The organism is Secundilactobacillus odoratitofui DSM 19909 = JCM 15043, from assembly GCF_001434895.1.
GTDB lineage: Bacteria > Bacillota > Bacilli > Lactobacillales > Lactobacillaceae > Secundilactobacillus > Secundilactobacillus odoratitofui.
Genome location: NZ_AZEE01000027.1, coordinates 456,760 through 483,600, shown reverse-complemented (window position 1 = coordinate 483,600; position 26,841 = coordinate 456,760). Strand labels below are relative to the sequence as shown.

General features: G+C 44.0%; 21 protein-coding genes. 12 read left to right on the top strand and 9 right to left on the bottom strand.

Annotated features, from left to right (window positions below; translation table 11 throughout):
- The first annotated feature begins 196 nt into the window (after positions 1-196).
- On the top strand, positions 197-1,435 hold the full coding sequence (locus FD04_RS04520; RefSeq protein WP_056947352.1) for an MFS transporter: 1,239 nt from the start codon (positions 197-199) through the stop codon (positions 1,433-1,435).
- A 269-nt stretch (positions 1,436-1,704) separates the two neighbouring features.
- Here the strand turns inward: FD04_RS04520 and FD04_RS04515 are convergent, their stop codons facing one another.
- Positions 1,705-2,634 (bottom strand): LysR family transcriptional regulator, encoded by a 930-nt coding sequence (locus tag FD04_RS04515; RefSeq protein ID WP_056947349.1) that lies wholly within the window; start codon positions 2,632-2,634, stop codon positions 1,705-1,707.
- 152 nt (positions 2,635-2,786) lie between these two features.
- Between FD04_RS04515 and FD04_RS04510 the strand changes: the two genes are divergently transcribed.
- The 5 genes from FD04_RS04510 to FD04_RS04490 all read left to right on the top strand — a co-directional run bounded on the left by FD04_RS04510 (position 2,787) and on the right by FD04_RS04490 (position 9,067).
- Positions 2,787-3,677, top strand: a complete 891-nt coding sequence (locus FD04_RS04510) for a shikimate dehydrogenase (RefSeq protein WP_054699028.1) — start codon at positions 2,787-2,789, stop codon at positions 3,675-3,677.
- Positions 3,678-3,704: 27 nt separating this feature from the next.
- Positions 3,705-4,934: an MFS transporter gene (locus tag FD04_RS04505; protein ID WP_056947346.1), complete on the top strand. Its 1,230-nt coding sequence runs from the start codon at positions 3,705-3,707 to the stop codon at positions 4,932-4,934.
- A complete protein-coding gene (aroD, locus tag FD04_RS04500; RefSeq protein WP_054699030.1) occupies positions 4,915-5,679 on the top strand; it encodes a type I 3-dehydroquinate dehydratase in 765 nt (254 codons plus the stop codon). The genes FD04_RS04505 and aroD overlap by 20 nt, the downstream gene beginning before the upstream one ends.
- Before the next feature lie 145 nt (positions 5,680-5,824).
- The gene (locus FD04_RS04495; protein WP_056947343.1) at positions 5,825-8,122 is read left to right on the top strand and encodes an FAD-dependent oxidoreductase; all 2,298 of its coding nucleotides are present in this window, start codon (positions 5,825-5,827) and stop codon (positions 8,120-8,122) included.
- 114 nt (positions 8,123-8,236) lie between these two features.
- Positions 8,237-9,067: an SDR family NAD(P)-dependent oxidoreductase gene (locus FD04_RS04490; RefSeq protein WP_056947505.1), complete on the top strand. Its 831-nt coding sequence runs from the start codon at positions 8,237-8,239 to the stop codon at positions 9,065-9,067.
- Between the two features lie 301 nt (positions 9,068-9,368).
- On the opposite strand, the gene FD04_RS04485 is transcribed toward FD04_RS04490, so the two are convergent.
- Together FD04_RS04485 and FD04_RS04480 are read right to left on the bottom strand one after the other, a co-directional pair.
- Entirely contained in the window at positions 9,369-10,217 is an 849-nt protein-coding gene (locus FD04_RS04485) for a hypothetical protein (RefSeq protein ID WP_056947340.1), read from the bottom strand.
- A 62-nt stretch (positions 10,218-10,279) separates the two neighbouring features.
- Positions 10,280-10,735: a helix-turn-helix domain-containing protein gene (locus tag FD04_RS04480; protein WP_054699032.1), complete on the bottom strand. Its 456-nt coding sequence runs from the start codon at positions 10,733-10,735 to the stop codon at positions 10,280-10,282.
- 213 nt (positions 10,736-10,948) lie between these two features.
- Between FD04_RS04480 and FD04_RS04475 the strand changes: the two genes are divergently transcribed.
- Positions 10,949-11,893: an alpha/beta hydrolase gene (locus FD04_RS04475; RefSeq protein ID WP_056947335.1), complete on the top strand. Its 945-nt coding sequence runs from the start codon at positions 10,949-10,951 to the stop codon at positions 11,891-11,893.
- A 227-nt stretch (positions 11,894-12,120) separates the two neighbouring features.
- A complete protein-coding gene (rny, locus tag FD04_RS04470) occupies positions 12,121-13,716 on the top strand; it encodes a ribonuclease Y (protein ID WP_056947333.1) in 1,596 nt (531 codons plus the stop codon).
- Between the two features lie 235 nt (positions 13,717-13,951).
- Here the strand turns inward: rny and FD04_RS04465 are convergent, their stop codons facing one another.
- Complete coding sequence (locus FD04_RS04465; protein ID WP_056947503.1) at positions 13,952-15,529, bottom strand: bifunctional metallophosphatase/5'-nucleotidase; 1,578 nt, start codon at positions 15,527-15,529, stop codon at positions 13,952-13,954.
- 369 nt (positions 15,530-15,898) lie between these two features.
- The gene (locus FD04_RS04460) at positions 15,899-18,082 is read right to left on the bottom strand and encodes a cation:proton antiporter (protein ID WP_056947330.1); all 2,184 of its coding nucleotides are present in this window, start codon (positions 18,080-18,082) and stop codon (positions 15,899-15,901) included.
- Between the two features lie 599 nt (positions 18,083-18,681).
- Here FD04_RS04460 and spx point away from each other — a divergent pair.
- Positions 18,682-19,080, top strand: coding sequence for a transcriptional regulator Spx (spx, locus tag FD04_RS04455; protein WP_054699615.1), 399 nt, complete (start codon positions 18,682-18,684; stop codon positions 19,078-19,080).
- A 111-nt stretch (positions 19,081-19,191) separates the two neighbouring features.
- Here the strand turns inward: spx and FD04_RS04450 are convergent, their stop codons facing one another.
- From FD04_RS04450 to FD04_RS04440, 3 genes are all read right to left on the bottom strand, one after another.
- Complete coding sequence (locus FD04_RS04450; protein WP_054699042.1) at positions 19,192-19,524, bottom strand: ATP cone domain-containing protein; 333 nt, start codon at positions 19,522-19,524, stop codon at positions 19,192-19,194.
- Between the two features lie 302 nt (positions 19,525-19,826).
- Positions 19,827-20,297 (bottom strand): C40 family peptidase, encoded by a 471-nt coding sequence (locus FD04_RS04445; protein WP_056947327.1) that lies wholly within the window; start codon positions 20,295-20,297, stop codon positions 19,827-19,829.
- Between the two features lie 318 nt (positions 20,298-20,615).
- Complete coding sequence (locus FD04_RS04440) at positions 20,616-21,503, bottom strand: linear amide C-N hydrolase (RefSeq protein ID WP_056947323.1); 888 nt, start codon at positions 21,501-21,503, stop codon at positions 20,616-20,618.
- A gap of 134 nt (positions 21,504-21,637) precedes the next feature.
- On the opposite strand from FD04_RS04440, the gene FD04_RS04435 reads away from it, so the two are divergent.
- Positions 21,638-22,282: an LVIS_2131 family protein gene (locus FD04_RS04435; protein WP_054699045.1), complete on the top strand. Its 645-nt coding sequence runs from the start codon at positions 21,638-21,640 to the stop codon at positions 22,280-22,282.
- 200 nt (positions 22,283-22,482) lie between these two features.
- Here FD04_RS04435 and FD04_RS04430 read toward each other — a convergent pair whose 3' ends face one another.
- Complete coding sequence (locus tag FD04_RS04430; protein WP_056947320.1) at positions 22,483-23,037, bottom strand: M15 family metallopeptidase; 555 nt, start codon at positions 23,035-23,037, stop codon at positions 22,483-22,485.
- Between the two features lie 523 nt (positions 23,038-23,560).
- Here FD04_RS04430 and FD04_RS04425 point away from each other — a divergent pair.
- Together FD04_RS04425 and FD04_RS04420 are read left to right on the top strand one after the other, a co-directional pair.
- The gene (locus FD04_RS04425) at positions 23,561-25,087 is read left to right on the top strand and encodes a YfcC family protein (protein ID WP_420806513.1); all 1,527 of its coding nucleotides are present in this window, start codon (positions 23,561-23,563) and stop codon (positions 25,085-25,087) included.
- A gap of 120 nt (positions 25,088-25,207) precedes the next feature.
- Positions 25,208-26,542 (top strand): M20 family metallopeptidase, encoded by a 1,335-nt coding sequence (locus tag FD04_RS04420; protein WP_056947315.1) that lies wholly within the window; start codon positions 25,208-25,210, stop codon positions 26,540-26,542.
- The last annotated feature ends 299 nt before the right edge of the window (positions 26,543-26,841 follow it).

Here is a 26,841-nt window from a genome sequence, read left to right as displayed (position 1 = left end):
TGATTTAAAGTTCATTGGTAGCAGTATTTGGTTGTCTCCAATCGGTTACGGTTATGACGTGACTGAACGGGAGGCAACTTTTTGGTATCTTGACAAAGTAGGTTAAACAGCCTTTAATGTAGTTAATATTGTTAAGCTTTGAACATTTGTACTTTGTTACTCAATTCAAATTCTAATCAGGGTACAGGTGATAGCGATGTCTCGAGCAGAGCGGATGAAGACAACGATTTGCCTCTATTTGGACTACTTAGTTCACGGGATGGCAATCGTGATTTTAGCGCAAAACATGACGGTTCTCGGTCGCCAGTGGCACGTTGGCGATGCGGGCGTTTCTATGGTAATTTCGTCACTTGGTATTGGCCGGCTTTTAGTGCTATACATTGCCGGTAGTTTGTCTGATCGATTCGGTCGACGGTTATTCGTTAAGATTGGTATCGTGACTTACGTTTGTTTCTTCGTTGGAATTGTGGGTTCCCGAAATGTTTACACGGCCTATTTCTTCGGTATTTTAGCAGGAATGGCAAATTCGTTTCTTGATACTGGGACCTATCCGGCGTTGATGGAACTTTATCCAAACAAACAAGCGGCGGCCAATATTTTAATCAAGGCGTTTGCCTCGATTGGTGAATTGATCTTGCCTATTTTTGTGGCAACTTTGGAAAATTTCAATTTGTGGTATGGCTGGTCGTTTATCTTTTGTGCAGTTGCCATGTTAGTGAACTTCGTTTTCTTATGGCACCGAGAATTCCCACCAATGAATACTGTGCCAGCACCAGAAGTTGAGAGCACGATGACGGTTGCTGAGGATAAAACGGCGACTAAAAAGCCCCGAATCACTGCTCATCAGTGGATTTTAGGCACCGTGTTAACGGTGTTTGGTTACATCTCAATGGCGACCTTTTATCTCATTAGCCAGTGGCTAACCCAATATGGTTATAGTGTCGTTGGCTTGAACATGGTGCATGCTCGACTTCTGGTCAGTGTCTATAGCGTCGGTTCGATTCTGGGTGTGATCTTTACCGTCTCGTTGGTCGAACGAGTCATTAAACCGGTTTGGTTTATGTTGGTGGACACCATTATCTCGTTTGTAACCTTACTTGTCATGGCAATGTTCCCGAACTTAGCCTTAATGATGATTGGTTCATTCATTATCGGCTGCTCAGCGGCCAGCGGAGTCATGCAAATTGGTTTGACGATTATGGGGACCGTTTTCCCTCGAGCAAAGGGAAAAATCACTGGTATTTACAATACTGCGGGCGCAATCGCCTCATTTTCAATTCCAGTTTTTACAGCGATTATTTCTAAAACGAGCATCCACAACATTATGTGGTTTGATGTCTTGATTGCCTTGGTTGGTATTATTTGCAGCGTCACGGTCATGACGATGCTGAAACACCAGCCTAAAACGACAAGTCAGACCGAACAGATGGTTTAACATGTTACTTAAAAAGCCTGTCCTCAAGTACGAGGACAGGCTTTTTAAGTACTATTACCATTGATTTCCATTACGTCATTTTGTAACGATAACGGAGGCAAAACGGTGCTGCGGTTGCAGTGACAAGTGTCAGTTGGCGCTTTAGCGCTTACTGACACTGGACGGTTTTGAGACTCGTTGTTTGAGGCTCAAAACCGAGTTGGAAAACGCGGAGCGGTTGGAAACGGTCCCACAGCAACCGCAGCACCGCTTTCACGTAGTGGTAGTGACTAAAGTAACCGATGCTGACCAGCAAAGTTTTGTCGGCAATAAGTGCGGACAAATTGATTGAAACGTTGAACGGATGGTGTCAAAAAATGGTTCTTTCGAGTGACCAAGTACAACTGATGATCAAGATTCATCCCCAGTAAGTGACGCAGTACCACCTGACTTTGATCCAGTTGTGGTAGGTTAGGCACGAGTGCGACGCCCATACCATATTGAACTAAGCCAATGATGGTGTGATCCTCCTCAATCTCATACTTGATCTTAGGTCTAAAGCCAGCTTGATTGAAGAACTGATCCATCAGAGGTCGTAAGCCACTTCGTTTTGAGAACATGATGATGTCAAAGGGTGCAAGGTCAGTGAGTTGTAGGTCTTCTTTATCAGCCAACGGATGGTTGATCGGTAAAGCGGCTTTAATTTCTTGACGAACGATGGGAATGAAATCAAATAGACTGTCTGATTCAATGTCGTTAATGCGATCAACGTATGATGAGAGCACTACATCGTACCGATCAGTGAGTAAATCTTCCAATAAATGGTGTGTATTGCTTTGGCCAAGTGTAAAGGTGATCTTTTCATTATCGGGTTGTTGGCTGAAGCCGTGCATCAATTCCGGGGCAAGTTGTTGACCCATTGTGTAGGTAAAGCCCAAGTTAACGTGACCTTCATTCGGGTTATTGAGCTGGTGAATGATTGCATTGCCTTGATCTAGGCTGTTAAGACCGGCATTAATGTACTTGAGGTATTCTTTGCCTAGATGGGTCAATTTAATGTTACGACCGTCTGGTTCAAAAAGTGGTACACCCAGTTCTTCTTCTAGTTTTTTGATGGCGTAACTCAGTGAAGGCTGGGATATTCCTAACTGTTCTGCCGCTTTAGACATGTGTTGCGTATGGGCAAGAACTTTAAAAAATTCAAGATGGCGAAGGTTCATATTCAGGCACTCCTGTTCATAAATAGAATTATTCTATCAATATCTCTACTCCTTATTATTTATTATATCAAATGTAAGTGCTAACATGACAAGTGAATTGAGTAACAATTAGCAATTATTTTTAAATCTAAATCTCGTAGGAGGAATTTCTCATGTTAAATCAACTAGATGGACACACAATCTTAATCGGCCTGATGGCTTATCCTATTCGTCATTCAATGTCACCAACTATGCACAACCACGCTTTTGATAAGTTAGGTTTGAACTTTGCATATCTTGCATTCGAAATCACAAATGATGGATTGCCAGATGCGATTAACGCCATCCGGACTTTGGACATGCGCGGGTCAAACATTTCAATGCCTAACAAGCAAAAAGTTATTCCACTATTAGACAAATTGGATCCTGCTACTGAAATGATTGGTGCCGTTAACACCGTTGTTAACGATCACGGTGTTTTGACCGGTTATACGACTGACGGAATTGGTATGATCAAGTCACTTGATGACGAAGGTATCGATATTCGCGGTAAGAAGATGACCTTAGCTGGTGCCGGTGGTGCCGGTACTGCCATTGCAATCCAATGTGCCCTAGACGGCGTTAAAGAAATTTCAATCTTTAACCGTGATGATGAATTTTTAGCACAAGCACAGCGTAACGTTGATTTGATCAACGAAAAGACTGATTGCAAGGCAACCTTACACCACCTTGAAGACCAAGATGACTTCAAGAAGGAAATCGACAGTGCCTTTATCTATGCCGATGCAACTAGTGTTGGGATGAACCCACTTGAAGGTCAAACTTTAGTTAGTGACCCTTCATGGTTACGTAAAGACCTCGTTGTCTTTGATACAGTTTACGCACCACGGACCACTAAGTTGATGGAAGTTGCCGAAGAAGCCGGTGTTGAACACGTCTTCAATGGTTTGGGTATGATGCTCGAACAAGGTGCTGCTGCCTTCAAGCTTTGGACTGGGGAAGATATGCCAGTTGACTACATTCGTCACATCTTATTTGACGAAGACGCTGCTGCCACTAAATAGGTTGTTTAATAGACGAGGGGAATCATTATGAAAAACAAGTACATGCCCACGGCCATTAGTCTTTACATGAACTACTTCGTTCATGGTATGGGTGTTATCATTCTTGCGCAAAACATGGCTGCTTTAGCTAAGCAGTGGGGAACTAATGCTGGCGGTGTCGCTGTTGTTATCAGTTCACTTGGGATTGGTCGTTTGATCGTCCTGCTTGTTTCAGGGATGCTTTCTGATAAGTTTGGTCGTAAGCCATTCGTTGTCTTAGGGGTCTTCACCTACATCCTGTTCTTTGCGGGCATCATGTTGAGTAAGACAATTGTCATCGCGTACATTTTCGGGATATTAGCCGGGATGGCTAACTCCTTCCTTGATTCAGGGACTTATCCAGCCTTGATGGAAATGTTCCCAAAGGAAAAAGGGACGGCCAACGTCGTTTTGAAAGCCTTTATCTCAGGTGGTCAATTCTTACTCCCATTGTTCGTTAGTTTCTTAGTTGCTAGCAAGATTTGGTATGGTTGGTCATTCGTTGTATGTATCGCCATCCTGTTGCTCAGTGTGATCTTCATCATCACTGCTGGTAAATTCCCAGCACCTAACTCAGACGCACCAGTTGAAGAAGAAGTTGTTACTGAAGACGGTAAAGAAGAAAAAACACCTGGTAACTTATGGTTAGATGGAACGCTATTTGTTCTTTACGGCTACATTTCTCAAGCAACGTTCTACTTGGTTAGTCAATGGTTGAGCCAATACGGTGCTTCAATTGCCAAAATGGGTGATACCAGTTCACGTGCCTTAATCAGTTACTACAGTTTAGGTTCAATCGTCTGTGTGCTGGTAACGGCCGTCTTAGCCAAGAAGGCTGTTAAGGAAATTTCCTTCTTAGGCGTATATACTTGCTTATCATTCTTGTCACTTCTGTTGATGTACCTGTTCCCAACCGCATTAATTTGCTCGATTATGTCCTTCGTAGTTGGTTTCTCTGCCGCTGGTGGGGTTATGCAACTTGGTTTGACTGTTATGTCATCCTTCTTCCCAAAGGGCAAAGGGGCCATCACGGGTGCCTTTTACACCGCAGGATCGATTGCTTCATTTACGATTCCATTGTTCACTGGGATGATGGCCAGCAACTTAGCCAACATTTTCCTCTTCGACGTTGTCATCGCCTTGATTGGTTTCGTACTTGCAGTGTTGATCACGATTCGTTACCGTCACTTATTTAAATCAGATAAAGGGGCTGCTGAAATTGGCAAAGCAAACAGTTAAATTAGGAAACACCGTTTTGGGTAGTGGCCGGCCAAAGATTGCCGTGCCAGTCACGGGTTCAACGCAAGAAGCTATCTTAGAACAAGCTGCTGCTGTTAAAGCAGCTGAACCGGATTTAGTTGAATGGCGAATCGATTACTACGAAGGCGTTACGGACGCTGCCAAGTTGACTGAAACTGGTAAAAAGCTTCGCGATACTCTGGGAGATCTTGCATTATTAACAACCTTCCGGACAAAGGGCGAAGGTGGCGAGCTTGCCTTAGACGATGAAACCTACTTTGCAATTTGCGAAAACGTGGTTGCTGGTGGTTACACCGATGCCTTAGATGTTGAACGTTTCCACGATGAGGCTAGCGTTAAGGGCCTTGTTAAGAAAGCACATGATGCAAATGTCGTTGTTGTGATGAGTAACCATGACTTTGATAAAACACCATCTGCAGATGACATTGTTGGTCGTTTAACCAGCATGGCAGAGTTCGGAGCAGATGTTCCTAAGATGGCTGTAATGCCACAATCTGTTGAAGACGTTTTGACTTTATTGACTGCAACTCGCCAAGCGGACGTTGCTTTGAGTCAACCGGTCATTACCATGTCAATGGCTGATTTGGGTAAAGTTTCCCGAATTGCCGGTGAAGTCTTCGGTTCAGCCGTTAGCTTCGGTACGGTTGGTGCTGCTTCAGCGCCAGGCCAAATTCCACTGACTCACATGAAAAATGATTTACAAGATTTGAAACTGACAGACTAATTGCAACTAGCTGAGGCCGACACCGTCCTTTGACCAATGGGACGCTTGGCCCTTAGCTTTACTTAAATGATAGATAAAAATGATTGTTTTCTAAACACATATAGATTATTTCTATAACAAAGGCCCAGTAAAGGAGCGAACTTAAATGAGTGATCAAGAAAAGCACATCCAAGGTGAAGCCACCGGCCATAACGGCATTATTAAGTATGAAGTTGATGTGAATGACAACAAAATTGAAGATTTGAAGATTTTGAAGCATTCTGAAACATCAGGTATTTTTAACCAAGTCATTGATAAGTTAAAAGATAACGTGATTTCACAACAATCATTTGACGTGGATGCTGTGAGTGGTGCAACGGTGATGACCCAAGCAATTTTGGATTCTGCCAAGGAAGCAGTTGCGGCTGAAGATGTTGCACTGACACCAGTACCTCAAAAGGAAACTGCTCACCAAACAACTCGTTTAAAAGCTGACGTTGTTATTATCGGTGGTGGTGAAGCCGGCTTGGTTGCTGGTAGCCGTGCGCTCGCAATGGGCCAAAAAGTTATTTTAGTTGAAAAGAACGGTTATATGGGTGGTGCCACGATTTTAAACGGATCTAACGTGGTTGGTACTGGTTCACGGACTTCGACTAATGCACTCGGTCAAAACGACGATACCCCACAACGGTTAGCTGATGACGTTGCACGTGAAAGTAAAAACACGAACTTACCTGATATGACACAATTGATGGCCGATAACATTGGCCCTGCAATTGATTTTATCAGTGAATTTGCTGACCTACATTACCAAAAGGCCCAAACTCAAACACCAGAACATTCTGTAGAACGTCAAATTGAATTACCATCTGCAAGTAGTTACGAATTCATTGATAAAGTAACGAAAGCCTTCAAGAATCGTGGCGGTAAGGTATTACTTGGTACACGAGTTGAATCTTTGACCTTTAACCGTGCCGGTGAAGTCAACGGTTTAGTTGCTGAAGCCCAAAACGAAACGGTTAAAATCAAGGCCCATTCAATCGTCTTAGCTGCTGGTGGTTTTGGTGCCAACCAGAAGATGCGTGGCCCTGAAAGCGAAGGCATTGATTACTACGGTCCAATGACTGCGACTGGTGATGCTTACTTGTTCAACGCTGACTTGAACTTGAAGACTCACAATCTGGACTGGTACAAGGTTTATCCTCATGGTGTTGAAACTGAACCAGGAATTGCCAAGTTAACCACCTATGCTTCTAAGCAAGCAACTGATATGGGTGCCCTTTACGTCAACACAAAGGGGAAGCGGATCGTCAACGAATCCGACGTATACACCGAATTCAGAGATGCAATTTTGGCACAACCTGACAAAATTGCCTACATGTTGATGGACGAACGGACTTGGAAAGAAGTCTATAAGTTACTGGTATTACATGACTTCACCGAAAAAGAAATCAAGCAGTTCTTCGATGAAAAGGACAAGAAGCCGGTCTTTGCTAAAGGTAGCTTATCAGAAGTTGCCGCCCAAGCTGGTGTTGATTTAGATGGTTTGAAGGAAACCCTTGCTAGCTATAAGCAAGCTGTCGCCACTGGTGATGACACTGAATTTGGTCGTGATAAGAAATTCTTACACGACTTTGAAGGCGACACTTACTACATTGTTGAACAACGCGGTCGTTTCGCTACGACACTTGGTGGTTTCAGTGTCGATACTAAGACCATGCAGTTAGTTGACCGTCAAGACAAGGACGTCGCCAACTACTTCGCTGCTGGTGAAGTTGCTGGTGGTGCCAACGGTCATGATTCAATGCCAAGTATGATGAACAGTTGGGGCATTTCATCTGGGTACTTTGCTGGCGCAAAGGCTGCCGAAAACGCTGATGAATTAAAGCAAAAGGGTGCCGATGATGTGAACTTGGTTGCCTTGGTTGGGACTAACGCTTCAAAATCGTACAACCGTCAATTGTTATATGCGATGAAGGACATGTTTAGTGCCCAAGCTAACATTGATATTTGCGAAATTAAAGATTTGCCAATGTTCAATGAAGACTTAGTAGCAGATGCGCCAGACTGTGTTAACGAATTAACAGAAAAAATTGAAGACGCTGATGGTGTGATCATCGCAGTGCCAGAGTACGATCACGCTGTGCCAGCTGCCTTGAAGAGTGCGATTGAATGGTTATCATGTGCAACCCACCCATTCAAGAACAAGCCAGTCATGATTGTTGGGACATCACTTGGGATTCAAGGGACTGTCCGTGCACAAATGAACTTACGTCAAATTCTGGATGCACCAGGGGTTGATGCGCAAGTTATGCCAGGTAACGAATTTATGTTGCCACAAGGCGGTGCCAACATTAATGAAAACAATCAAATCACTGATGCCGGTAGTGTCAGCTTCTTGAAGTTATGCTTCGGTCGCTTCCTGACATTCATTAATAGTGAAGATTTAGAATTAGCCAAATAATCGGACGCCCTAGAGGGATTCTGAAGTAAACGGCCCCCCTGAGCAATCAAATGATTGCTTCCAAGGGGCCGTTTTTGGCATATGATATAAGTAAAGAGATAGGGGTGGATGATGATGAGTGAATCTTGGTTAAAATTAACGAATCAGGTCTGTGTTGTCACAGGTGCTACTGGTGGTATGGGTGAAAAAATTTGTTTTGAATTTGCTAAACAGGGTGCGGTGGTTGTTTTGATCGATATCAAAGCGGCGGCCTTGGCCGCTTTGAAGCAGAAACTCGAAACTGAAACCGGTGCTACGGTGTACGTTGAAAACTGCGATGTGACGGATCCAGCGGCTGTTGAAGCGGCGAGTCGTTCAATCGTAGCAGAGGCTGGCCGCATTGATGTCTTGGTGAATACAGCCGGTATTTTAAAATTTGCACCACTAGAAGACTTGAAGTATGAGACTTGGCAACAAGTGTTGAAGGTGAACTTGGACGGCTACTTCTTGACGGCCCAGACTTTTGGTAAAGTCATGAAGGCTCAGGGACATGGTAGTATGGTACACATCTCAACGGTGGCGTCATTAGCGCCAGAAACGTATAGTGGTGCGTACAGTACAAGTAAGGCGGGTGTCAACATGCTCTCTAAGCAGATTGCCGCTGAGTGGGGACAGTATGGCGTCCGTAGTAACGTCTTGATGCCATGTCTGGTCAAAACACCAATGTCGATGCCATTTTATGCTGATCCAGAAGTAGAAAATGGTCGTAAGAAACTGACCGCCAATAAGCGAATTGGCACTGTTCAAGATATCGCCGATGGCGTGTTATTTCTAGCTAGTGACCGTGCAAGTTACGTGAACGGCGCGGCTTTACCGGTTGATGGTGGTTTCAATATGATGATGGGTGACCAGATTCCTAAACCAGGTGGTCGTAAGCAATACGCAATCGATCATGAAACAGACTGATAAACGCGTAATGAGCTTGAATTGAAAATGGCGAAGAGGTTGGGGAAAAGTCCTTATTGGTAAGCATCGAATTAATTTGTTAACTCGAAGTGAGTTAAACATTTCACTTTATCTCAGGACTGTTATCTAGTCTAAACATGCGCCAAAACTCAGGCCCCGGCCATAGAAGCGAAAAAATCGTGGATTCCTACAAATCAGGAATCCACGATTTTCTCACTTCTATTCTGGGACCTAACCGAGTTTTTGCCCACTCTCTTCGTCATTTATTGTCTAAAACAGTTGCGAATAGTACTGCGTAGGTTTACTTAACGAGGAAAACTTGATCATGAATCAGGTCGAAGGATTGAAAATGGCGATTCAGCTGTGTTACTGCGGGTGAGTTGATCAATTCAGCGTTTTGCCAAAAAGCTTTAGAATCGGTCGCACCGTTTTGCTCACCAATTACGATGAAGTCATAGTCCTTCTTTGCAGCGCGAATTTGTTGCAGGAGCTGCCAGTCAATTTCGAGACCGTCTGGCGACCAGACCATGACGATCACTTCGACTTGGTCTTGGTATTTGGTAAACGCGTCACTGGCACTGAGTTGTTCAACTTCAGTGACGGGGTGTCGACCAGTTTGGTTTTCTTTTTTCCAATCAAGACTGTCGGTGGCGTAAACCATCTGGTGGTTGTCACGCAAACCCTTTGAGACGTAACCATTACCTGCCATGACTTCAAGGGTAGGCCGGCCATCGATAAAATCAGCTAAGTCCTTAACGAAGGGCGCAGAGATGTACGCCCACATGCCATACGTTTCTTCCAAGTAGTCTCGAAAGTTACGGAGTTTTGTGTCTAAATCTGGTAATGCATCAGAAAGCTGGTTCCAGCGTTGATCACCAGCTGAATCACCCGCGGGATATTGTTGATTGAGGGCCTTGAAAATCACGTCTTGGGTATCATCTGGCAACAACATTTCAGGTAAAGTTTGTGGCAATAAGCCCTGTTTTAATAAACGATCCGCTTGTAACGCATTGTTGATCAATACCTTAATCGTTGGAAAATCATTAAACAAGACGTTGTATCGCTGGAGCGTTTCAATATAACCGCTTGGGCGAATGGTATGTTGTTGGCGTGCTTTTTTAAGTAACTTTTTCTTTTGCTTTGGGTTCATCAGTATCCTCCATACACAAACGCGCCATTTGGCTGTTTAAGTCAAAATGACGCGTTGTTTGGTTAATCGGTTGTCGTAGAGTCAATATCGAGTCCCAAGTCAAGTTCAAGGGATTCTTGATGTGTAATGGGTGTGTCATCGGGTTCGGGAGCTGTGGTGCGTCGTAACTTGCCATGCAGGTAACCATCCATGAGCTGATAGAGCGCATAACGGTCGTCTGACGAAAGCAATTGGTGGTCGAAGCGTAACTCCTTGCCGGATAAGAAGAGCCGGTTAAGGTCGTACTCATCACGTTCAGCCTTTCCCGCCAAATAATCCATCGTGACATCAAAAAATTCCGCCAGTTTGCGGACCTCCATGTAGGACGGGATACGGATGCCACGCTCCCAGTTACCGATTTGAGCACCAGTGTTCAGGTGGTCATCGTCTGGTTTAAATAATTCGTTGAGTGCCATCGCTAATTGGTCCAATGTTAAATTCTGACCACGGCGCAGTACTCGAAGTCGTTCGGAAAACATGCAGGTCACCTCTTTGCTACTATTGTATACCTAACACTCTGTTTTGTGAGTAATTTATTTGTCGTTTTGATGGTGAAATAGCGGTAAAGCAAGCTATCGTTTTGTTAGATTGATTGGGTTGTGTGGTAAAAGCGGTGCCTGTATTGCGTAAGGGGGTTGTCATGATGTGGTATGATATATCCCATTAACAACAAATAAAATGAGGTGTAACAAGTGAATAAGCGTTTAAAGCACTGGCTAATTGGGATATTAATCGTTGTCGGTGTGGTTTGTATTGGCATTGGGTCTGCTGGGTATTATTTTTACAATATGGCAGTGGCTCGGGGGAAGAAGTCGTTCATCAATAGCAGTACTGTCGTCAAGAAGAACGACCCGCTTTATCACGAAAAAACGTGGTATCAAAGCGCTAAGAAGTACGTCTGGCATGAACAGTCCGCAACCGGTCACTTCAAGTTAGTGGCGAATTACGTACCGGCCAGCAAGCAGACTAACAAAACAATTGTGATTGCGCATGGGTTTGCAGGCAGCAGTGCCACGATGGGTGCGTATGCCGGTCTTTTCCACGAGCTGGGTTATAATGTTTTACTACCAGATGACCGTGGTGCCGGTAAGAGCCAAGGTAATTACATTGGTTACGGCTGGCCAGATCGATTAGACTACCTGAAGTGGATACACCAAGTGATTCAACGCAACGGCAAACAGTCGCAAATCGTGATGTTTGGAACGAGTATGGGTGGTGCCACGACCATGATGGTCAGCGGTGAAAAAACGCCCACTCAAGTGAAGGCGTTTATCGAAGATTGTGGCTACACGAGCCTTTATGATGAAATTAAGTATCAGGCTAAGTCAATGTATAACATCCCTGAATACCCGTTAGTCCCAGTGGTAAGTGGTATTAATCACCTTAAGAACGGCTACAGCTTTAAGCAAGCTAGCTCACTCAATCAGGTCGCTAAGAACCGGAAACCAATGCTCTTTATTCACGGCACGAACGATACGTTTGTACCAACAAAGATGGTTTACCCACTGTATCAAGCTGATAAGGGGCCAAAGCAACTCTTGTTGGTTAAGGGCGCGGCACACGCAAAATCGTTTGCGCATTCCCCTAAGCTTTATCGTCAAACTGTGAAGGCTTTTCTGGCAAAGTATTTTAACTAGCAGTCGAATTTGTTGCGTCTGTCGTAATGAGGACAGCCTCTTTAGAAATCGCGTTCAGTAGCGTATAATAGAGAGGTTAGACGAAGAGGATTTGGCTAACGATAATTTAAAAATTTAACCGTGAGATAAATAGATGATAAAAGTCGGCTTTTGACTCAGCGAGCAGCGTAATCTGAGGTCGTGTAACTTTTGTCTGAGACACATACTTAAAGGAAAGGAGTGCAGAATTGATTACGACAATAATAACCATTGTAACGTTGGTCGTGGGCTTATTGGCTGGTAGTTTGTTTCATCGCCAACAGAGTCGGCATGAACTTGAAGTAGCCAACCAAAAAGCAACGGCACTTCAGCAGGCTGCCCATCAAGATGCAGTTAAACAAGCTGAAAAGTACTTGGCGAAAGCTAAAACTGAGATTCAATCTGATCGTCGTGCCACTGAGTTGGAATTAGCGGATCAACAAACCGATATTGAGAGCCGTCAGCGCCGCGTAGAACAACGGCAAACCACTTTGGAACAAATGGGTAGCCGATTGGATCAACGACAAAAAGGTCTTGAAGACGCACAAACGGGGTTGGATGAAAACCGTGATCAGTTAAATCAAACTCGGAGCCAAGCCCGCCAATTGTTTACTGATCGACAAACCGAAGTTGCTAACCGAGCTGAACTGACAGTTAATGATGCGAAGGATCAGATTCGTAATCAAACGGCTGCCCAGTTGCAACAAGAAGCTGATGTAACCGTGCGCGAATTAACTGATAATGCGGAAGCATCTGCCGATAAGGCTGCCCGGAACCTGATTGTGGAAGCTATTCAGCGAGGACCAGTTGATTGGCCACGTGAACATGCGGAACACACCGTGCTGGTACCAACGAACGATACTAAAAGCAAGCTGATTGGCCGAGAAGGTCAGCACATTCGTTTGCTGGAGTCGTTGACTGGTACTGACTTGATTTTTGATCCAGATCAACCGAATCTCTTAGTAATCAGTACCCACGATCCAGTCCGGCGAGAAACAGCGCGGATTGCGATTGAAAGTTTATTGGCATCGCGCAAAATTACGGCGGCTGCCATTGAAAAACAGGTTCAAACTGCTCAAAATGACGTCTTGAAAGATTTGCGTCAAACTGGTGAGCGGGCGGTCAGTCTTTTGAAGATTGGCTTTATGCATCCTGATTTCATGAAGATTATTGGTCGCTTGAAGTATCGAACTTCCTACGGCCAAAACGTTTTAAACCATTCAATTGAGGTTGCCCAAATGACTGGTGTGTTAGCAGCTGAACTGGGTGAAGACGTTCGACTCGCCAAACGTGCGGGTCTGCTCCATGATATTGGGAAAGCTATTGATCATGAGATTGAAGGCACTCACGTTGAGATTGGGGTTGCACTTGCAACGGCCTTTGGTGAGGATCCAGTGGTGATCAACGCCATTGCTGCTCATCACGGTGACGTTGAAGTGACTTCGCCAATTTCAACCTTGGTCGCAGTGGCTGATGCGGTTTCAGGTTCTCGACCTGGGGCACGGAGCGAGTCAGTCGAAGAGTACATTAATCGACTACACAGTCTCGAAAAGATCGCTAATGATCAACACGGGGTTCAGGAGAGTTACGCTATCCAAGCTGGCCGTGAGATTCGAATCGTCGTTCAACCGAAAGTCTTGGACGATAAGGCCAGTGCGCAGTTAACTGAAAACGTTAAGGATCAGATTGAGCGTGATTTAACGTATCCTGGTAAGATCAAAGTTACCACGATTCGTGAACTAAGAGCGGTTGAATACGTTGGCGATAAACCAGCAGCTAAGAAGAAAAAGAAAAAACGTGCTTAATGTGTGAATAAGTAAGTTTAGAGAAACAAAGCACCTTCGTAACGCCGTAATTTGGCGATTGCGGGGGTGCTTTACTTCGTTTTGCACAATTCGAACGACGACTGAAGTTATGAATTATTTGTAACGCCCCAAACCGGGAGCCGAAGGCGCAGCGTAAGTTAAATAGTAATAAATAAGACACACATTCAATAACGGGATTGAATGTGTGTCTTATTTAAATCAAATATAATAGCAATTAACGTGGTTCGTTGATAACTTCGAAATTGTGGTTGACCGTTGCGGTTACCACCGGATGTTGGCGCAAATAATCGGCGATAAGCTGACTCATTGGTGTTTTGTTTTCTGCAATAATTTTATCGGCGCTAAACATATCATAGTGGCCGCCACCACCGGCACGATAGCGATTCAGGGCAAGTTTAAACATTTGATCGTCAGTGACTGGCTGGCCTTGATACGTCAGTGCTTCAATTCGTTTACCAATTGGCATTGCAACGTTGATACGGTAGTCAATGCCTTCGTACATATCATAATTATAATGGCGTAACTTAGGGGAATAAAAGGCCGGATTAACGATAATCTGTTGATCAGCTGATAGCGAAAAATAGGTGGCACTTTTTTCAAGTGCGGCTTTGAGATCTTTGCCGTTGATCAATTCCAACGCTAAGCCGTCTGGATAGACGTAGTTTGTCATGATGTTACGCATCGTAATGGGATTTTCGAAACCATGTCCCTCATTGTTAAAGAGTGAAGTTGCAGAGATATCAGCCGCCATCGTGGTAAGTTGCACCCGTTGGATGAACTCAGTATAGGCTGTTTCGTCCATTCTAGCCCGTTGAGCGCTTTTAAAAGTGAGGTCGCCATCAATCTGTGCGAGTGGTTCAGCCAGCCAGTAATCGACCGTTTTATCCAGTTGATGGCTATTCACGGCGACGTCTTCGTCGAAAACAGCGTCTTTAGTTTCAATGACGCGGGCCGTAGATGAGCTGACCACATACCCGCCACCATCTGCAGGAACCAGGTCTAACGTAATTTTACCAACTGCTTCACCCCGGTATCCAGGTTGAGTAACTGGTACGTCAAACACGTTAGTCGCAATTTTGCGGTGTTGGTGACCGGTGATCAGTGCATCGATGCCTTTGACCTCTTTAAGGAGTTGATAGGCCTCGTTTTCGCCGTTGCTGAGTGATTCAATCAGTTTGCCGGTTTTGAGACTACGCTCGAAACCACCGTGGTAAGCCACAATGACCACATCCGCAATCTTTTTAAGGAAGGGCACAAGTTCTTTAGCAATTGAAACCGCTGTATGAAAATGAACGTCGTCAGTAACGTTGGCGTGATTTTTCCACTGCATCACTGCGCGCGTGGTTAGCCCAAGAATCGCAACCTTCACGCCATCTTTTTCGATGATGCGATAACGCTGGCCAAACAAGGGCCGGCCGTCGCCATCTAATAAGTTAGCGTTGATGACTGGTCGGTCAGTAGTATTGATTGCCCGCTCAAGGTAGTCGGTGCCATAGTCGAACTCGTGATTGCCTAGTATGGCAGCGTCGTAGTGGATTTGGTTATAGATGCGCGTTAACGGCATCGGATCAGGTGGGGTCTGCACCTGTGCGACGTAGTAGGCTAACGGAGAACCAGCTAAAAAGTCGCCGTCATCAATGGTAATAACGGGACCAGGTGCAGCTTGCTGTTCAGCAGCGAGAACACTAGCGGCACGAATCAGGCCAAAGGGCATGTGTGCGCGTGGTTTCACGTAATTGGTTGGAAAAATGAAACCGTGTGTATCGCTGGTCGAAAGAATCGTAAGTGTCAGCATTTTGTTTTCCTCCAAATGCGGATCATGATTTATAAGAATTATAGATTTTTTATGGTTTTGGTGCAAGGTGATGATTGACGCTGTAAAACAAAATAAATCAATTGTGACAGCCAATTTTAAACCAGACGAAATATAAAAAAACCACACCCGGGGGAGGGTGTGGTTTCACATAGGAGTAGGCATTTTCGTGATGGGGTTCACGGAAATTTTGATTTTACTTTGGAGGAGTAAAATGAAAAAGCTTACTTAATATTTCTTCAAATATTAGGCTATGTCTGTAATATAAAGCTGAAATGTGAAGAAAGTGTGAAGTTAGCATAACAGTTACGTAACCAAATTGAAATTTTTAATAGTTAACAGTGTTATCTAATTGCCATTTTGCATATAAACCAGTTGATCCATTGAGATTTTCTTGTGTAATTCGGCAATGAGTTCATCGGAGAGATGCTCTTGCTTACCGGCTGTTTGGACATATGAATATTCAAACTGGAAGGCCATAATGAAGAGTTCGTTTTCCGCATCACTGGTTGATTCAGTTAAATTGAAGCGTTGATGACGAACATTGTAGTAATGTCGCACAACGTCAACTTCTTGACGATTATCATCGGTTTCAATTGAGTCCAAGAAACTAATGACACCGTTATAACCGGCGTTACCTGCTTTGGTAAAGGCAGCGCGGTTTTCTTCACTAAGCTGACGATTGCGCGTTTGGCGGCGTAATTCCCGACGCTGCTGGAAGGTCGGACGCTCTCTCGACTGACGGGGAGATTGGTTGGCTGGCAATTGTGCGCCTGTTATTTTAGCTAATTGAATTTCTCGTTGCTGGTGGTGATTAACGTTGGCGGGATGCTCTGGATTTTCATGATGTTGATGCCGATCTAGGTAACCATGTTCCTTTAACCAAGCTTGTTTGGCTTCACGTGACCGTTGCACTTTCTTTTGGTAATGATTTCGTGCACGGTGTGGGAATAATCTAAATTCAACTAAGCGGACCCACATTTTAACACGTGCCCAGGGACTTAAAAATGCGAATTGAGTTTGAAACATGGCCGCTCGGTTATACTGCCAACCAATTTGCGGCTGTAATTCCCCATTTTCAATCAGTTCGTTAACGGCAACGTGTTCAGCCTGTTCAGCTTGCTCGAGAAGTTGGTGAACCAGTCTTGAATCGGCATTTTTCTTACTTTCATTTTTTTGACCGTTGAGCACTTCAATAACAGCTGGCAAGGCCGCTGTATTTTGGCCAGTATGCCGCAGTTGCTCAATGGCGAAGTTGACCATCCGAACCATTTGATCGCTGAATTCTTCGGGAGTGAAGGCAGCCTGCTTAGTTGGCAGCACAATTGGCAAAATCAAGGTTGGTATAATTAAGCTGAGTAAAATGATCATACCAGCGACCAGGATAATTGCGCTGCGATATGGGAAAGCTTGGCCGGCAACGACTAATGGTAATGAGAAGGCCATCGCCAACGTAATGGTGCCGTGCACACCACTAAGTGACAGAATAAATGCGTCTTTTAAGCGCGTTTCTCGGCCAGCTAAGGTCACTAAGTTTAGCATGCACCAAAGGAAGCGTAACAACCCCATCAAGAGGTAGAGTGACACTGCAATGATCACCAAAATGGGCAGGTGGGCAGCTTCGGAGGCCGATAGATCATTCCAAACGCTTGGTCCGGAAGCACCTAGCAACACGAACACAAACCCGTTTAGTAAATTGGCGACGACCTCCCAAGTAGTTTTGGTGACAACTTGAGTTTGCGTTGATGTTAGACGTAACCGACTTTGCTGAATACCGTGGACCAGTCCAGCCGCAACTACGGCCAAAATGCCCGATAGGTGAAGGTGTTCAGCTGCCAGATACACGATGAACGGTGTGAGTAAGTTGAAAGGTAAGATAACCGCAATGGTGTCTAGTGCACGCCGTTGGAATAAGATCCGAATGAACACGATCGCCATCCCCAAAATAATTCCAACGATGATGCCACCGAAAAAGACAACGACGAAGTGTTCAATGCCCTGACTAAGTGAAAATTTACCAGTCGTAAAGGCGGTTAAGGCTAGGTCTAAGGCAACGATGCCGGATGCATCATTAAACAGCGATTCGTTTTCCAACGACCCCATGACGTGTTCTGGCACGTCGATGTTCGTTGTGATGGAAGAGACCGCTACAGCATCGGTTGGTGTAACGATTGCGGCCAGCGCGAAGCACAGCGTGAGTGGCAATACGGACCAAATCGCGTGAGTCAGCAGCCCGCCGACTAAAATAGTCACCAGTGCGAGCACCACAGCAAGTGATAAGGTTGAATTGAAGTGTTTTTTTAACGTGTGAAAATCCGTTGACTGCCCATCGTTAAACATGAGTGGTGCAATGATGATCAGCATGAAGACTTCTGGTTCGATGTGAAAATTGTTGAAGATAGGTACTAGTGATAGTAAGACCCCGGCCCCAATTTCATAAAATGCGAGTGGAATTTTGGGATAGATGGCGTAAACAATGTTAGCCCCAATCGCCGCAATCACCAGTAATAGAACAGTAAAAAAAGATGTCACTTTGAGTCACTCCCCCGAATAAATTACTAGAATTGTAACGCAATTGGGGACCAAATAGATAGCTAACTTTGTAATAACTATTTTAATAGGATGAAAAAATGATCATCGCTAAACGTTAATTACAAAAAGTTAGTGGAAATTGCAAGCAAAAAGCCTACTTATCTAGGATTTGACCATTTATGCAGATAATTTTATTTTATAAATGAACACAAATGAATACGACTTAAAACACTGTTGTTACAATCTTCGTACGCGATTGCGCTCGCTTGAATAAATCTTTTTTCACAAGCAAAAAACTATAAAAATTGCCTTGAATTTTTTTAATAATGATGATATGATTAGGATGTTCATGATGAAGTGTTGGGGACTGATTGATGAATGGGTTTAGTTAGACCTTTGCTTTTGGTTTAGTTTTATGTTTACCAGCAAGAATGACTTGCAACTTTTGGCGGGTTCGGATGACCCATAGTTAATCGCTTGGACCGCTGTGCATCATATTGGGTGATACACAAGTTGGCGATATTTCTAGAAACTCGGTGTAGATACCGAGTCATTCACGTTTGTCGCTAGGGGAAAGCGAAATGAAGGAAGTGCTTACTATGATTAACTTATATGTTGCACCAAGTAGTGCATCTAGTCGTAAGGCTCGTGCGTGGTTAGAAGATCACCACATTCCGTTCAAAGAACGAAACATTAAGTCTAACCCACTTAACGCGGATGAGATTAAGCAGATTTTACGCTTAACTGAGAACGGTAGTGAAGATATTATCTCAACACGTTCAAACATCTTTAAGGAACTTCACGTCGATTTAGACGATTTGGCTGTTAGTCAGCTTGTCGACTTGGTTGTGAAGTATCCAGACCTCATCAAGCGACCAATTATCTTTGATGATAAGCGCTTGGAAGTTGGGTATAACGAAGAAGAGATCCGTCGTTTCTTACCACGTGATGTGCGTGTTGCAGAACTACGTGATCTTGAATCACAATTGAGCTCATAATAATTGAATGTTTATGGCGCAGTTACCAGTGATGGTAGCTGCGTTTTTTTGTGGGGAGTTCTAAATTCACCGGACAAAAAAGCCATGTCAACATGACATGGCTTGGCAATCTCATAAGTTAAAAAACGAAAGTTGTTGGAACTGGGCCTTCTTAGTAGCGGATGGTCGGTATTCATCGTAACGCTTGGCCAGTTCTGGATGATCTAACTGAATCAACGTCGAAATAATTAATTGTCGAATCGTTGCGGTATCGATCTGAGCATAGCCAGCGATTTGAGCAAGCACGAGGGCGTTAATGCGACGGATAAGCCGGTCGTCGTGAGTCAGGTGATTAAGACTGGTTAAGATCTTACGCGCGTCAAAAACGGCCTTTTTCCCGTTCTGCTTCTCTACAAAGCGAACCGTAATTTGAATATGTGATTGTTGCGGTTTTTGTTTGTTCACGGCTAATTCTCCTTTTTATCGATATGTTAATCCTAGAACATCCGTTTGAAAAAAGCAACAATATATAGCTGAACTTTCTGAAAAATATACTAGATATGGGGTAGGATAACATTACTTGTCTAACAGTGCGTTAGATTAAAATTTGTGTTAACTATCTGTGACTGCAACTTTAGTTGGAAAGGCTGCCTTAAATGTCGTCAGCGCGAATCAAATTTCTCATGATATCAAAAAAACACCTGCCAGTTCAGGCAAGTGTTTTTCAAAGGTCAATTATAAAGTTATGAAATTGTGTGGTCTAGCGATTATGACAAGGTCGTAACACGTGCGGTACCAACATAGTGCCACCATGGTGCTTTAACGGCTTCAGTAATCACACCGCGGTTTTGAGAATCAATCATCTTGCCGCCACCAATGTACATGCCGACGTGGCTAATGCCCCAAACGCTGCTACCGAAGAAGACCAAATCACCCTTCTTGGCGTGAGCGTACTTAACGTGCTTGTACTTGTTGTATTGTGCTTGGGCGGTACGAGGAATCTTGATTGAAGCACCCTTCTTGTAAACGTATGACGTTAAACCTGAACAGTCAAATGATGAAGGACCAGTTGAACCCCAACCGTAACGCTTCCCAAGTTGAGCTTTGGCAACTTTGTAAACCTTTGAGTATGACTTAGTAGCGGCACTGGCAGTTGTAGGTTGAGTCATATTAGTAGCGATTGTAAAACCTAAAACTGCAACTGCAGTTAATGCGAGTCGGATAAACCATTTTTTCATAATTTTAAATTTCCCCTTAATTGACTTTTCTTTTTTAAATATTAATAATCTCTCTATCAACTTAACGAGACTTAGTGTACCAACTGCAAGTTACAAGAGTGTTGCAGTGAATTATCGATTCGATTAACGAATATCACTTGTATGTAACTTTAGCTAGATTTCACTTGTGAATGATTACGTGAAAGCCCGTTATAACAGTCTTTAGGAAAATATTTCAAAATTGTAACAAAGCAGGGAAAACTAGGGTTATTTTGATAAAAAAAGTCGGTAAAATCACTTGCAATGCTGTAAAAAGTGATTTTACCGAGCTTATTTTGATTAGATTTGGTAGGTTTTAGTGGCACCTTGTTGGCTGACTGGCACAAAAGTATAGGTAAGATCAGTCACATTTAATAGGCTAATGTAGTGGGTAAAGTTATGATTGGCCGTCGGATGGCCGTCTTGTTGGTCCGGAATGATGACTTGTGAGAGATAGGTTTGCGCTGCCGTTTGGGCCTCTGCTTGATTTTGAGGTTGGCGGTGGCCCATGACGTTAATCGCGGTCCGAATGAAACGGTTGGTTGGAATGGCACCTGTCGGTAATTCGGAATGTTGTCCAATTTGAGCGCTGGCTGCAGCCGATAAATCAGAAGGATTGCCAAGGTACGCTTGCAAACGTGACAAGTGATCGCTTAATTCTGGCGTGTTAGTTAGAACACGAACGGGATCATCTATTAGATGAAGAGATTGCGTTGTGGGTTCAAGGACTGCAGTTTGGCCAGTAGCATCCGCTAATATCCAGTGAAAGGGGTAAACCTTATTTTCAACGAACCAAGTGTGTGCGACTAACGCCACGTTAGCAAGGTCGGCTGCGACATCCGCAATGGAGCGGTGGCTACCTAAGACCCACAAGATGAAGTCTTGCGGCGTGAGATTAATGCGACCATTTTGCGGTGCATCATAGTAGTGGACACGATTTGGAAAATAAAGTTCGGCGCAGCTTAAACCAGCGCTATTTAGGCCATCACCAAATAAGTAGTGGTCATCAAGGTGACGGGCTGCGCCGACCAGCTTGTATTGCGTTGTTTGGGTTGAACCGAAAAATGGCTGCCAAGCTGTACCTGCCGGCAGCGTTGTGGGCAACCAGGGATCAATATTTGGAAAATCCATTGTTCTAGCTAGGATAGTTGCGCCATCTACTGCGGTGAGTGTTAGACTTGTACACATCTGAAAAGCCTCCAAAGAATGTAGTATAATGTTATTATAGGTCAGCTAGACAGTTCCAGGTAAGAACTTGTTTGAGGCCGTATTTTTCGATAAATTAGCGCATCGTCGCTTATTGTGAAGAAGGAGAATTGGGTATGAAATCGGCGTGGAATTTAGTAGGCATGGGGCTATGGCTACTGTTGGTAATCTACTTAGTCTGGATGGTGCACGATATGCGCGTCCGCCGCTTAAAGTTATTGGTTACCGAAAAACGATCGTGGTCTTGGCAAAACATCACAAAGTCATCCATTGAATTAGTCATTTTTCTGTTGGCGTTTTGGGGAATGAGTTACACGACACTTTTCCAAGACGTTAATGCTGTTAATTCAAAACGGGTGACGGTTGCTTATCAATACAAGCCACTGGTTTTGGATACAAGTTCGGTTGGTAGTTCGGCATACGTGACAATTAAGAACGGTAACGGTACGAAACCGGTTCAATACTATACCTTCTACACTGCGGGTGAGAAGGATATGGTCTCTAGCGAAAATGCCACGGTTTCCAGCGGCACTCATCCGATAAATGTGGTTGCTTCTGCGTACACCTGGAATCAATCGAAGGTTAAGCAGATGGAAAAGCAACATCAAAAGGCCTGGATCGGTGTTGAAGAAACTACCTATAAGAAGACCTTCCTCAACGGGATCGGGTTACATGCTGGCCGGTTAGCCAACCGTTTCACGTTAATTCGAGTCCCAGACCATTCATTTATTAAGCAAGCGAACCAATCAAATCAACAATAAACGTCAATGATGACTAAAAAACGGCGTCTCTGTTTTATCAGAGGCGTCGTTTTTGGGTTGGTCAATTGCGTTAACCGGGATTGATCAATAACGGTTATTACCATGGTGTTCACTTCAGAACACTGAGTGAAAATTGTTTGGAGGAGGTAACAACCATAGACCAGTATAGTCAGTTTATCCCTAAATGGTTAGTCATTGGCTTAGTGAGCGTAGTCATTAGGGTCAGCTTGTAACGGACCGTAACTATCCATTTCGGTGTCGCGGTAATCCCACCACTCGTTTTCGTACCCGACAAAGCCAGCCTCGGTCATGGCTTGGAGTAAAGTTTGGTAATTGGCCTCTTGGGTAGCGGTTCGTGGATAATCGCGAACTGCCTTACCGGTGAAATCGTCAAATCCAGACTGCATCTCAACTTCATGTCCGGCCATATCAGTTAAAGTTAGGTCAAATGTAACCCCTTTTTGGTGTGAATAATTGGGGTTGGGCTTGGCAACCCAAGTCGGATCAGAAACGACATCAAACAGTTTTGCCTGTGCCGTGACTGGTCGAAAGGCATCCCAAACTTTAAGACGGTAGCCCTTTTGCTTAAGCAGTCGGCTAGCAGCGCCTAATTTTTGAGCGGTGCCAGTGCGAGCAATCGCCGTTGTGAAATCGTAAATCACCTTACCAGTAAAGTTGTCAGTTGTGGCGTACTTCAGGTCAACAATAATATCGGGATCTGCATCTTGAATATTCATAAAACCAGTGTCAGTCATACAGTTACCTCCATGGTGTTGATAATTTACGCTGATTATAGCATGGACTGACTAAAAGACAAACGGTGATGGATGCCTAAAGATTTTAAATATAAGTGATTCTCAGGACAAATGGTGTCTAAAATAGTGTGCGTATTGAAAGATATATTGATGTTTTAGTTATTATACAATAGGTAGTAAATTGTTCAATATGGGTAAAAAACACCAACTGATACCTGATGGGATTAAGTGTTAAAACTTAAGCGTAAGGTAACTGAATGAAAACATTGAAAAATAGTGATGAATACGATAGTACCGGGAATATGACTGAAATTATCAGCAAAATGATAGCGCTTTATTATTGATTTATCATTTGTAGTGAATAAATCCACATGATAGAATCATGATGTGATATACATTTATACATTAGGCAACTTTAATGCTCAGTATTAAGAAATTTTTAATACAAAAACTTCGGAAAATAGTCATAATTTAGTTACTTCTCTTCGATAAACTAAAATTGTTAAAGAATAATAGTAAGGAGATGAGAAAAATGCAAGCACCTAAAGTTCAACCAAAGAAGCGACGGTTTAAAATGCCGTCAGCGTTTACGATTTTATTCATCATTATTGGCTTAGTTGCAATTCTCACCTGGATTATTCCAGCAGGTGCGTACAATACGGATAAAGCGGGCAACATTATCGCTCATACGTACAAATCTGTAACGGCAAATCCTCAGGGTATTTGGGATATCTTTATGGCCCCGGTTTTTGGGATGGTTGGTAACGAACATACTGAAGGCGCCATTTCTATCTCACTATTTATTCTCGTAATTGGTGGTTTCTTAGGGGTTGTTAATAAGACCAAGGCACTTGATGATGGTATCGGTGCAGTGGTTCGTAAGTATAAGGGCAAAGAAAAACGCCTGATTCCAATTTTAATGATCCTGTTCGCGTTAGGTGGTTCAACATATGGTATGGCGGAAGAAACCATTGCCTTTTACCCACTTTTAATCCCAGTGATGATTGGTGTCGGGTTCGACTCATTAACAGCGGTGGCAATTGTGCTGGTTGGTTCTCAAATTGGCTGTTTGGCTTCAACCGTTAACCCGTTTGCGACTGGTGTTGCGTCTCAAACCATGAACCTTTCGATGGGGGATGGCTTGATTCCACGGTTTATCCTACTCATTATCGTATTAGTATTAGGCATCTGGTACGTTTATCATTACGCCTCTAAGATCGAAAAGGATCCAAGCAAATCGGCTATTTACGAACAACGCCAAGAAGATTTGGATCGGTTCTCCGTTAGTGATACGGATGAAGCGGGTACCATGACAGGACGTCAAAAAGCAGTCTTATGGCTATTTGGTGGTACTTTCGTGCTGATGATCGTTGGCCTAATTCCATGGAGTACGATCAACGAAAAATGGACCTTCTTTGAAAGCGCAACGAAGTGGCTCGCTAAGATTCCAGTACTTGGTAACCTAATTGGTAGTGATATGGTGCCACTGGGTGACTGGTACTTCTCTGAAATTACGATGCTGTTCTTATTAATGGCAGTTGTGATTATGTTTGTTTACAAGATGAAGGAAACTGACTTTATCAACGCCTTCATGGGTGGTATGGCTGAATTCTTAAGCGTTGCCATTATCGTGGCAGTTGCTCGTGGAATTCAAGTAGTCATGAATGACGGTATGATTACCGATACAGTGTTACATTGGGGCGAGTTAGGACTCAAAGGCTTGTCACAGAGTGTCTTCATTATCATCACCTACATTTTCTACATTCCAATGTCATTCTTGATTCCATCTACTTCTGGTTTAGCATCAGCTACCATGGGTATTATTGGTCCGATGGGTAAATTCGCTGGCGTTGATGGTAGTGTCGTAATTACTGCTTACCAAGCGGCTTCTGGCTGGGTTAACTTAATCACACCAACTTCTGGTGTTGTGATGGGGGCCTTAGCAATTGCCCACATCAACATTAGTACTTGGTGGAAATGGATTGCGAAATTGATGATTTATCTCTTCATTGTCACCTGCGTCTTCTTGGGTGTCCTCGCAATTCTGTAGCAACTTGAAGTCATGAATAGGCGGATTGTCAGAAGTGTTTCATTTTGACGAAACGCCTTTTCGTATAGAAACTATGCGATAATTAGCGTATGAGTATTTTAACAAGGGAGGCTTTCAAAGATGAAAACTTATATTACTTCTGAGCATCAACAAGCTGCAGTAGCTGCTTTAAAACGATTGGTTGCCCATCCGTCTAATCTAGAGGCAGCTGCACCAGGTGCGCCGTTTGGTAAACCGATTCGAGCCGCATTGGACGAGATGATGGCCCTTTGCAGTGAGCTTGGGTTTAAGACCTACACGGATCCAGATGGTAACTATGGTTATGCGGAAGTTGGCAGTGGTGACAAAATTTTTGGCATCATCGGACACGTTGATGTAGTTCCTGCTGGTGACGTTGCCGATTGGTCGACGGACCCATTTAATGCAACGGTAAAGGATGGTGTTATTTATGGCCGTGGCGTTCAAGATGATAAAGGGCCTTCTGTGGCAGCACTCTATGCGGTTAAGGCGTTGATGGACGCTGGCGTCACGTTTAAAGAACGCATTCGGTTTATTTTTGGAACCGACGAAGAGACACTTTGGCGTGGCATTAAGGTTTATCAAGAAAAGGAAGCGCCAATTACTCACGGTATCGCGCCTGATTCAGAGTTCCCGGTGACTTATGCTGAAAAGGGACTACAACAATCTTACTTTGTTGGTCCTGGTACCTCAGACTTTACTTTGAAGATGACAAACGCCTTTAATGCGGTGCCCGCCAAAGCAAGCTATAATGGGCCAAAATTAGCTGAAGTCAAGCAAGCCCTCAGTGACTTTGGTTTTGCCTTTGAGACTAGTGACGATGGTATCACGGTGACTGGTAAATCTGTGCACGCTATGCTAGCGCCAACCGGGACTAACGCGGTGTTACGTTTGGCAATGGCGCTTGATAAAGTCTTCCCGGATGGGCCGATGAGTTTAATTGGTCAGTGTTTCAAAGAAGACGCCACTGGGGTAAACCTTCTCGGCAACGTGGAAGATGAAGCCTCTGGGCATTTAACCATCAACATCTCTAACATTGAAGTCAGCGAAAAAGAAACTCGGATGCAAGTGGATATGCGGATTCCGGTTACGGTTGATCATGATCAATTGATTGACCAATTAAGTCAACGAATTGCTGAGTATGGTTATCAGTATGAAGACTTCGATTATTTGGCACCACTTTACGTACCAACGGACAGTGACCTTGTTCAAAAACTCATGGCAACTTATCGAGATGTGACGGGTGACACCACAGAACCGCAAGTATCAGGCGGTGCAACGTACGCCCGGACGATGAACCAGTGTGTTGCCTTTGGTGCCATGCTGCCAGGTGTGCCTGATTACATGCATCAGGTTGATGAACAGTGGGAACTTGATAAGATGTTTAAAGCCATGACGATTTATGCTGAAGCGATTAAACGCTTGACCACTGAATAAATGATCAGACTTAAACACATTTAATAGACTTTAGAAAAACAGGATGACTGCCACTTCGGCAATTATCCTGTTTTTAACTGTAGATATGCGGGAGTAGTCCGCCTTCGGCTGCCAGTCAATTTTTTGACGGGTAGCTGTGGGACCGACTGCAACCGCTTTGCGTTTTCCGTCTCGTTTCTGAGACTCGAAACCCACGAGTCTCAGAAGCGTCCAGTACCACTAAGCACTACCGCGCAAAGTGGTACTAGTCACTGCCACCCGTCAAAAAATTGACTTCTGGCACTACGGCTAACATGGTG

Bases quoted from the DNA above. Each gene is read 5' to 3' on its own strand.
- spx (WP_054699615.1), top strand. From the start codon at position 18,682: ATGATTAACTTATATGTTGCACCAAGTAGTGCATCTAGTCGTAAGGCT.
- FD04_RS04490 (WP_056947505.1), top strand. From the start codon at position 8,237: ATGAGTGAATCTTGGTTAAAATTAACGAATCAGGTCTGTGTTGTCACA.
- FD04_RS04505 (WP_056947346.1), top strand. From the start codon at position 3,705: ATGAAAAACAAGTACATGCCCACGGCCATTAGTCTTTACATGAACTAC.
- FD04_RS04440 (WP_056947323.1), bottom strand. From the start codon at position 21,503: ATGTGTACAAGTCTAACACTCACCGCAGTAGATGGCGCAACTATCCTA.
- FD04_RS04515 (WP_056947349.1), bottom strand. From the start codon at position 2,634: ATGAACCTTCGCCATCTTGAATTTTTTAAAGTTCTTGCCCATACGCAA.
- FD04_RS04485 (WP_056947340.1), bottom strand. From the start codon at position 10,217: ATGAACCCAAAGCAAAAGAAAAAGTTACTTAAAAAAGCACGCCAACAA.
- FD04_RS04445 (WP_056947327.1), bottom strand. From the start codon at position 20,297: ATGAAAAAATGGTTTATCCGACTCGCATTAACTGCAGTTGCAGTTTTA.
- FD04_RS04510 (WP_054699028.1), top strand. From the start codon at position 2,787: ATGTTAAATCAACTAGATGGACACACAATCTTAATCGGCCTGATGGCT.
- FD04_RS04420 (WP_056947315.1), top strand. From the start codon at position 25,208: ATGAAAACTTATATTACTTCTGAGCATCAACAAGCTGCAGTAGCTGCT.
- FD04_RS04430 (WP_056947320.1), bottom strand. From the start codon at position 23,037: ATGACTGACACTGGTTTTATGAATATTCAAGATGCAGATCCCGATATT.
- FD04_RS04480 (WP_054699032.1), bottom strand. From the start codon at position 10,735: ATGTTTTCCGAACGACTTCGAGTACTGCGCCGTGGTCAGAATTTAACA.
- FD04_RS04495 (WP_056947343.1), top strand. From the start codon at position 5,825: ATGAGTGATCAAGAAAAGCACATCCAAGGTGAAGCCACCGGCCATAAC.
- FD04_RS04425 (WP_420806513.1), top strand. From the start codon at position 23,561: ATGAGAAAAATGCAAGCACCTAAAGTTCAACCAAAGAAGCGACGGTTT.
- FD04_RS04435 (WP_054699045.1), top strand. From the start codon at position 21,638: ATGAAATCGGCGTGGAATTTAGTAGGCATGGGGCTATGGCTACTGTTG.
- FD04_RS04520 (WP_056947352.1), top strand. From the start codon at position 197: ATGTCTCGAGCAGAGCGGATGAAGACAACGATTTGCCTCTATTTGGAC.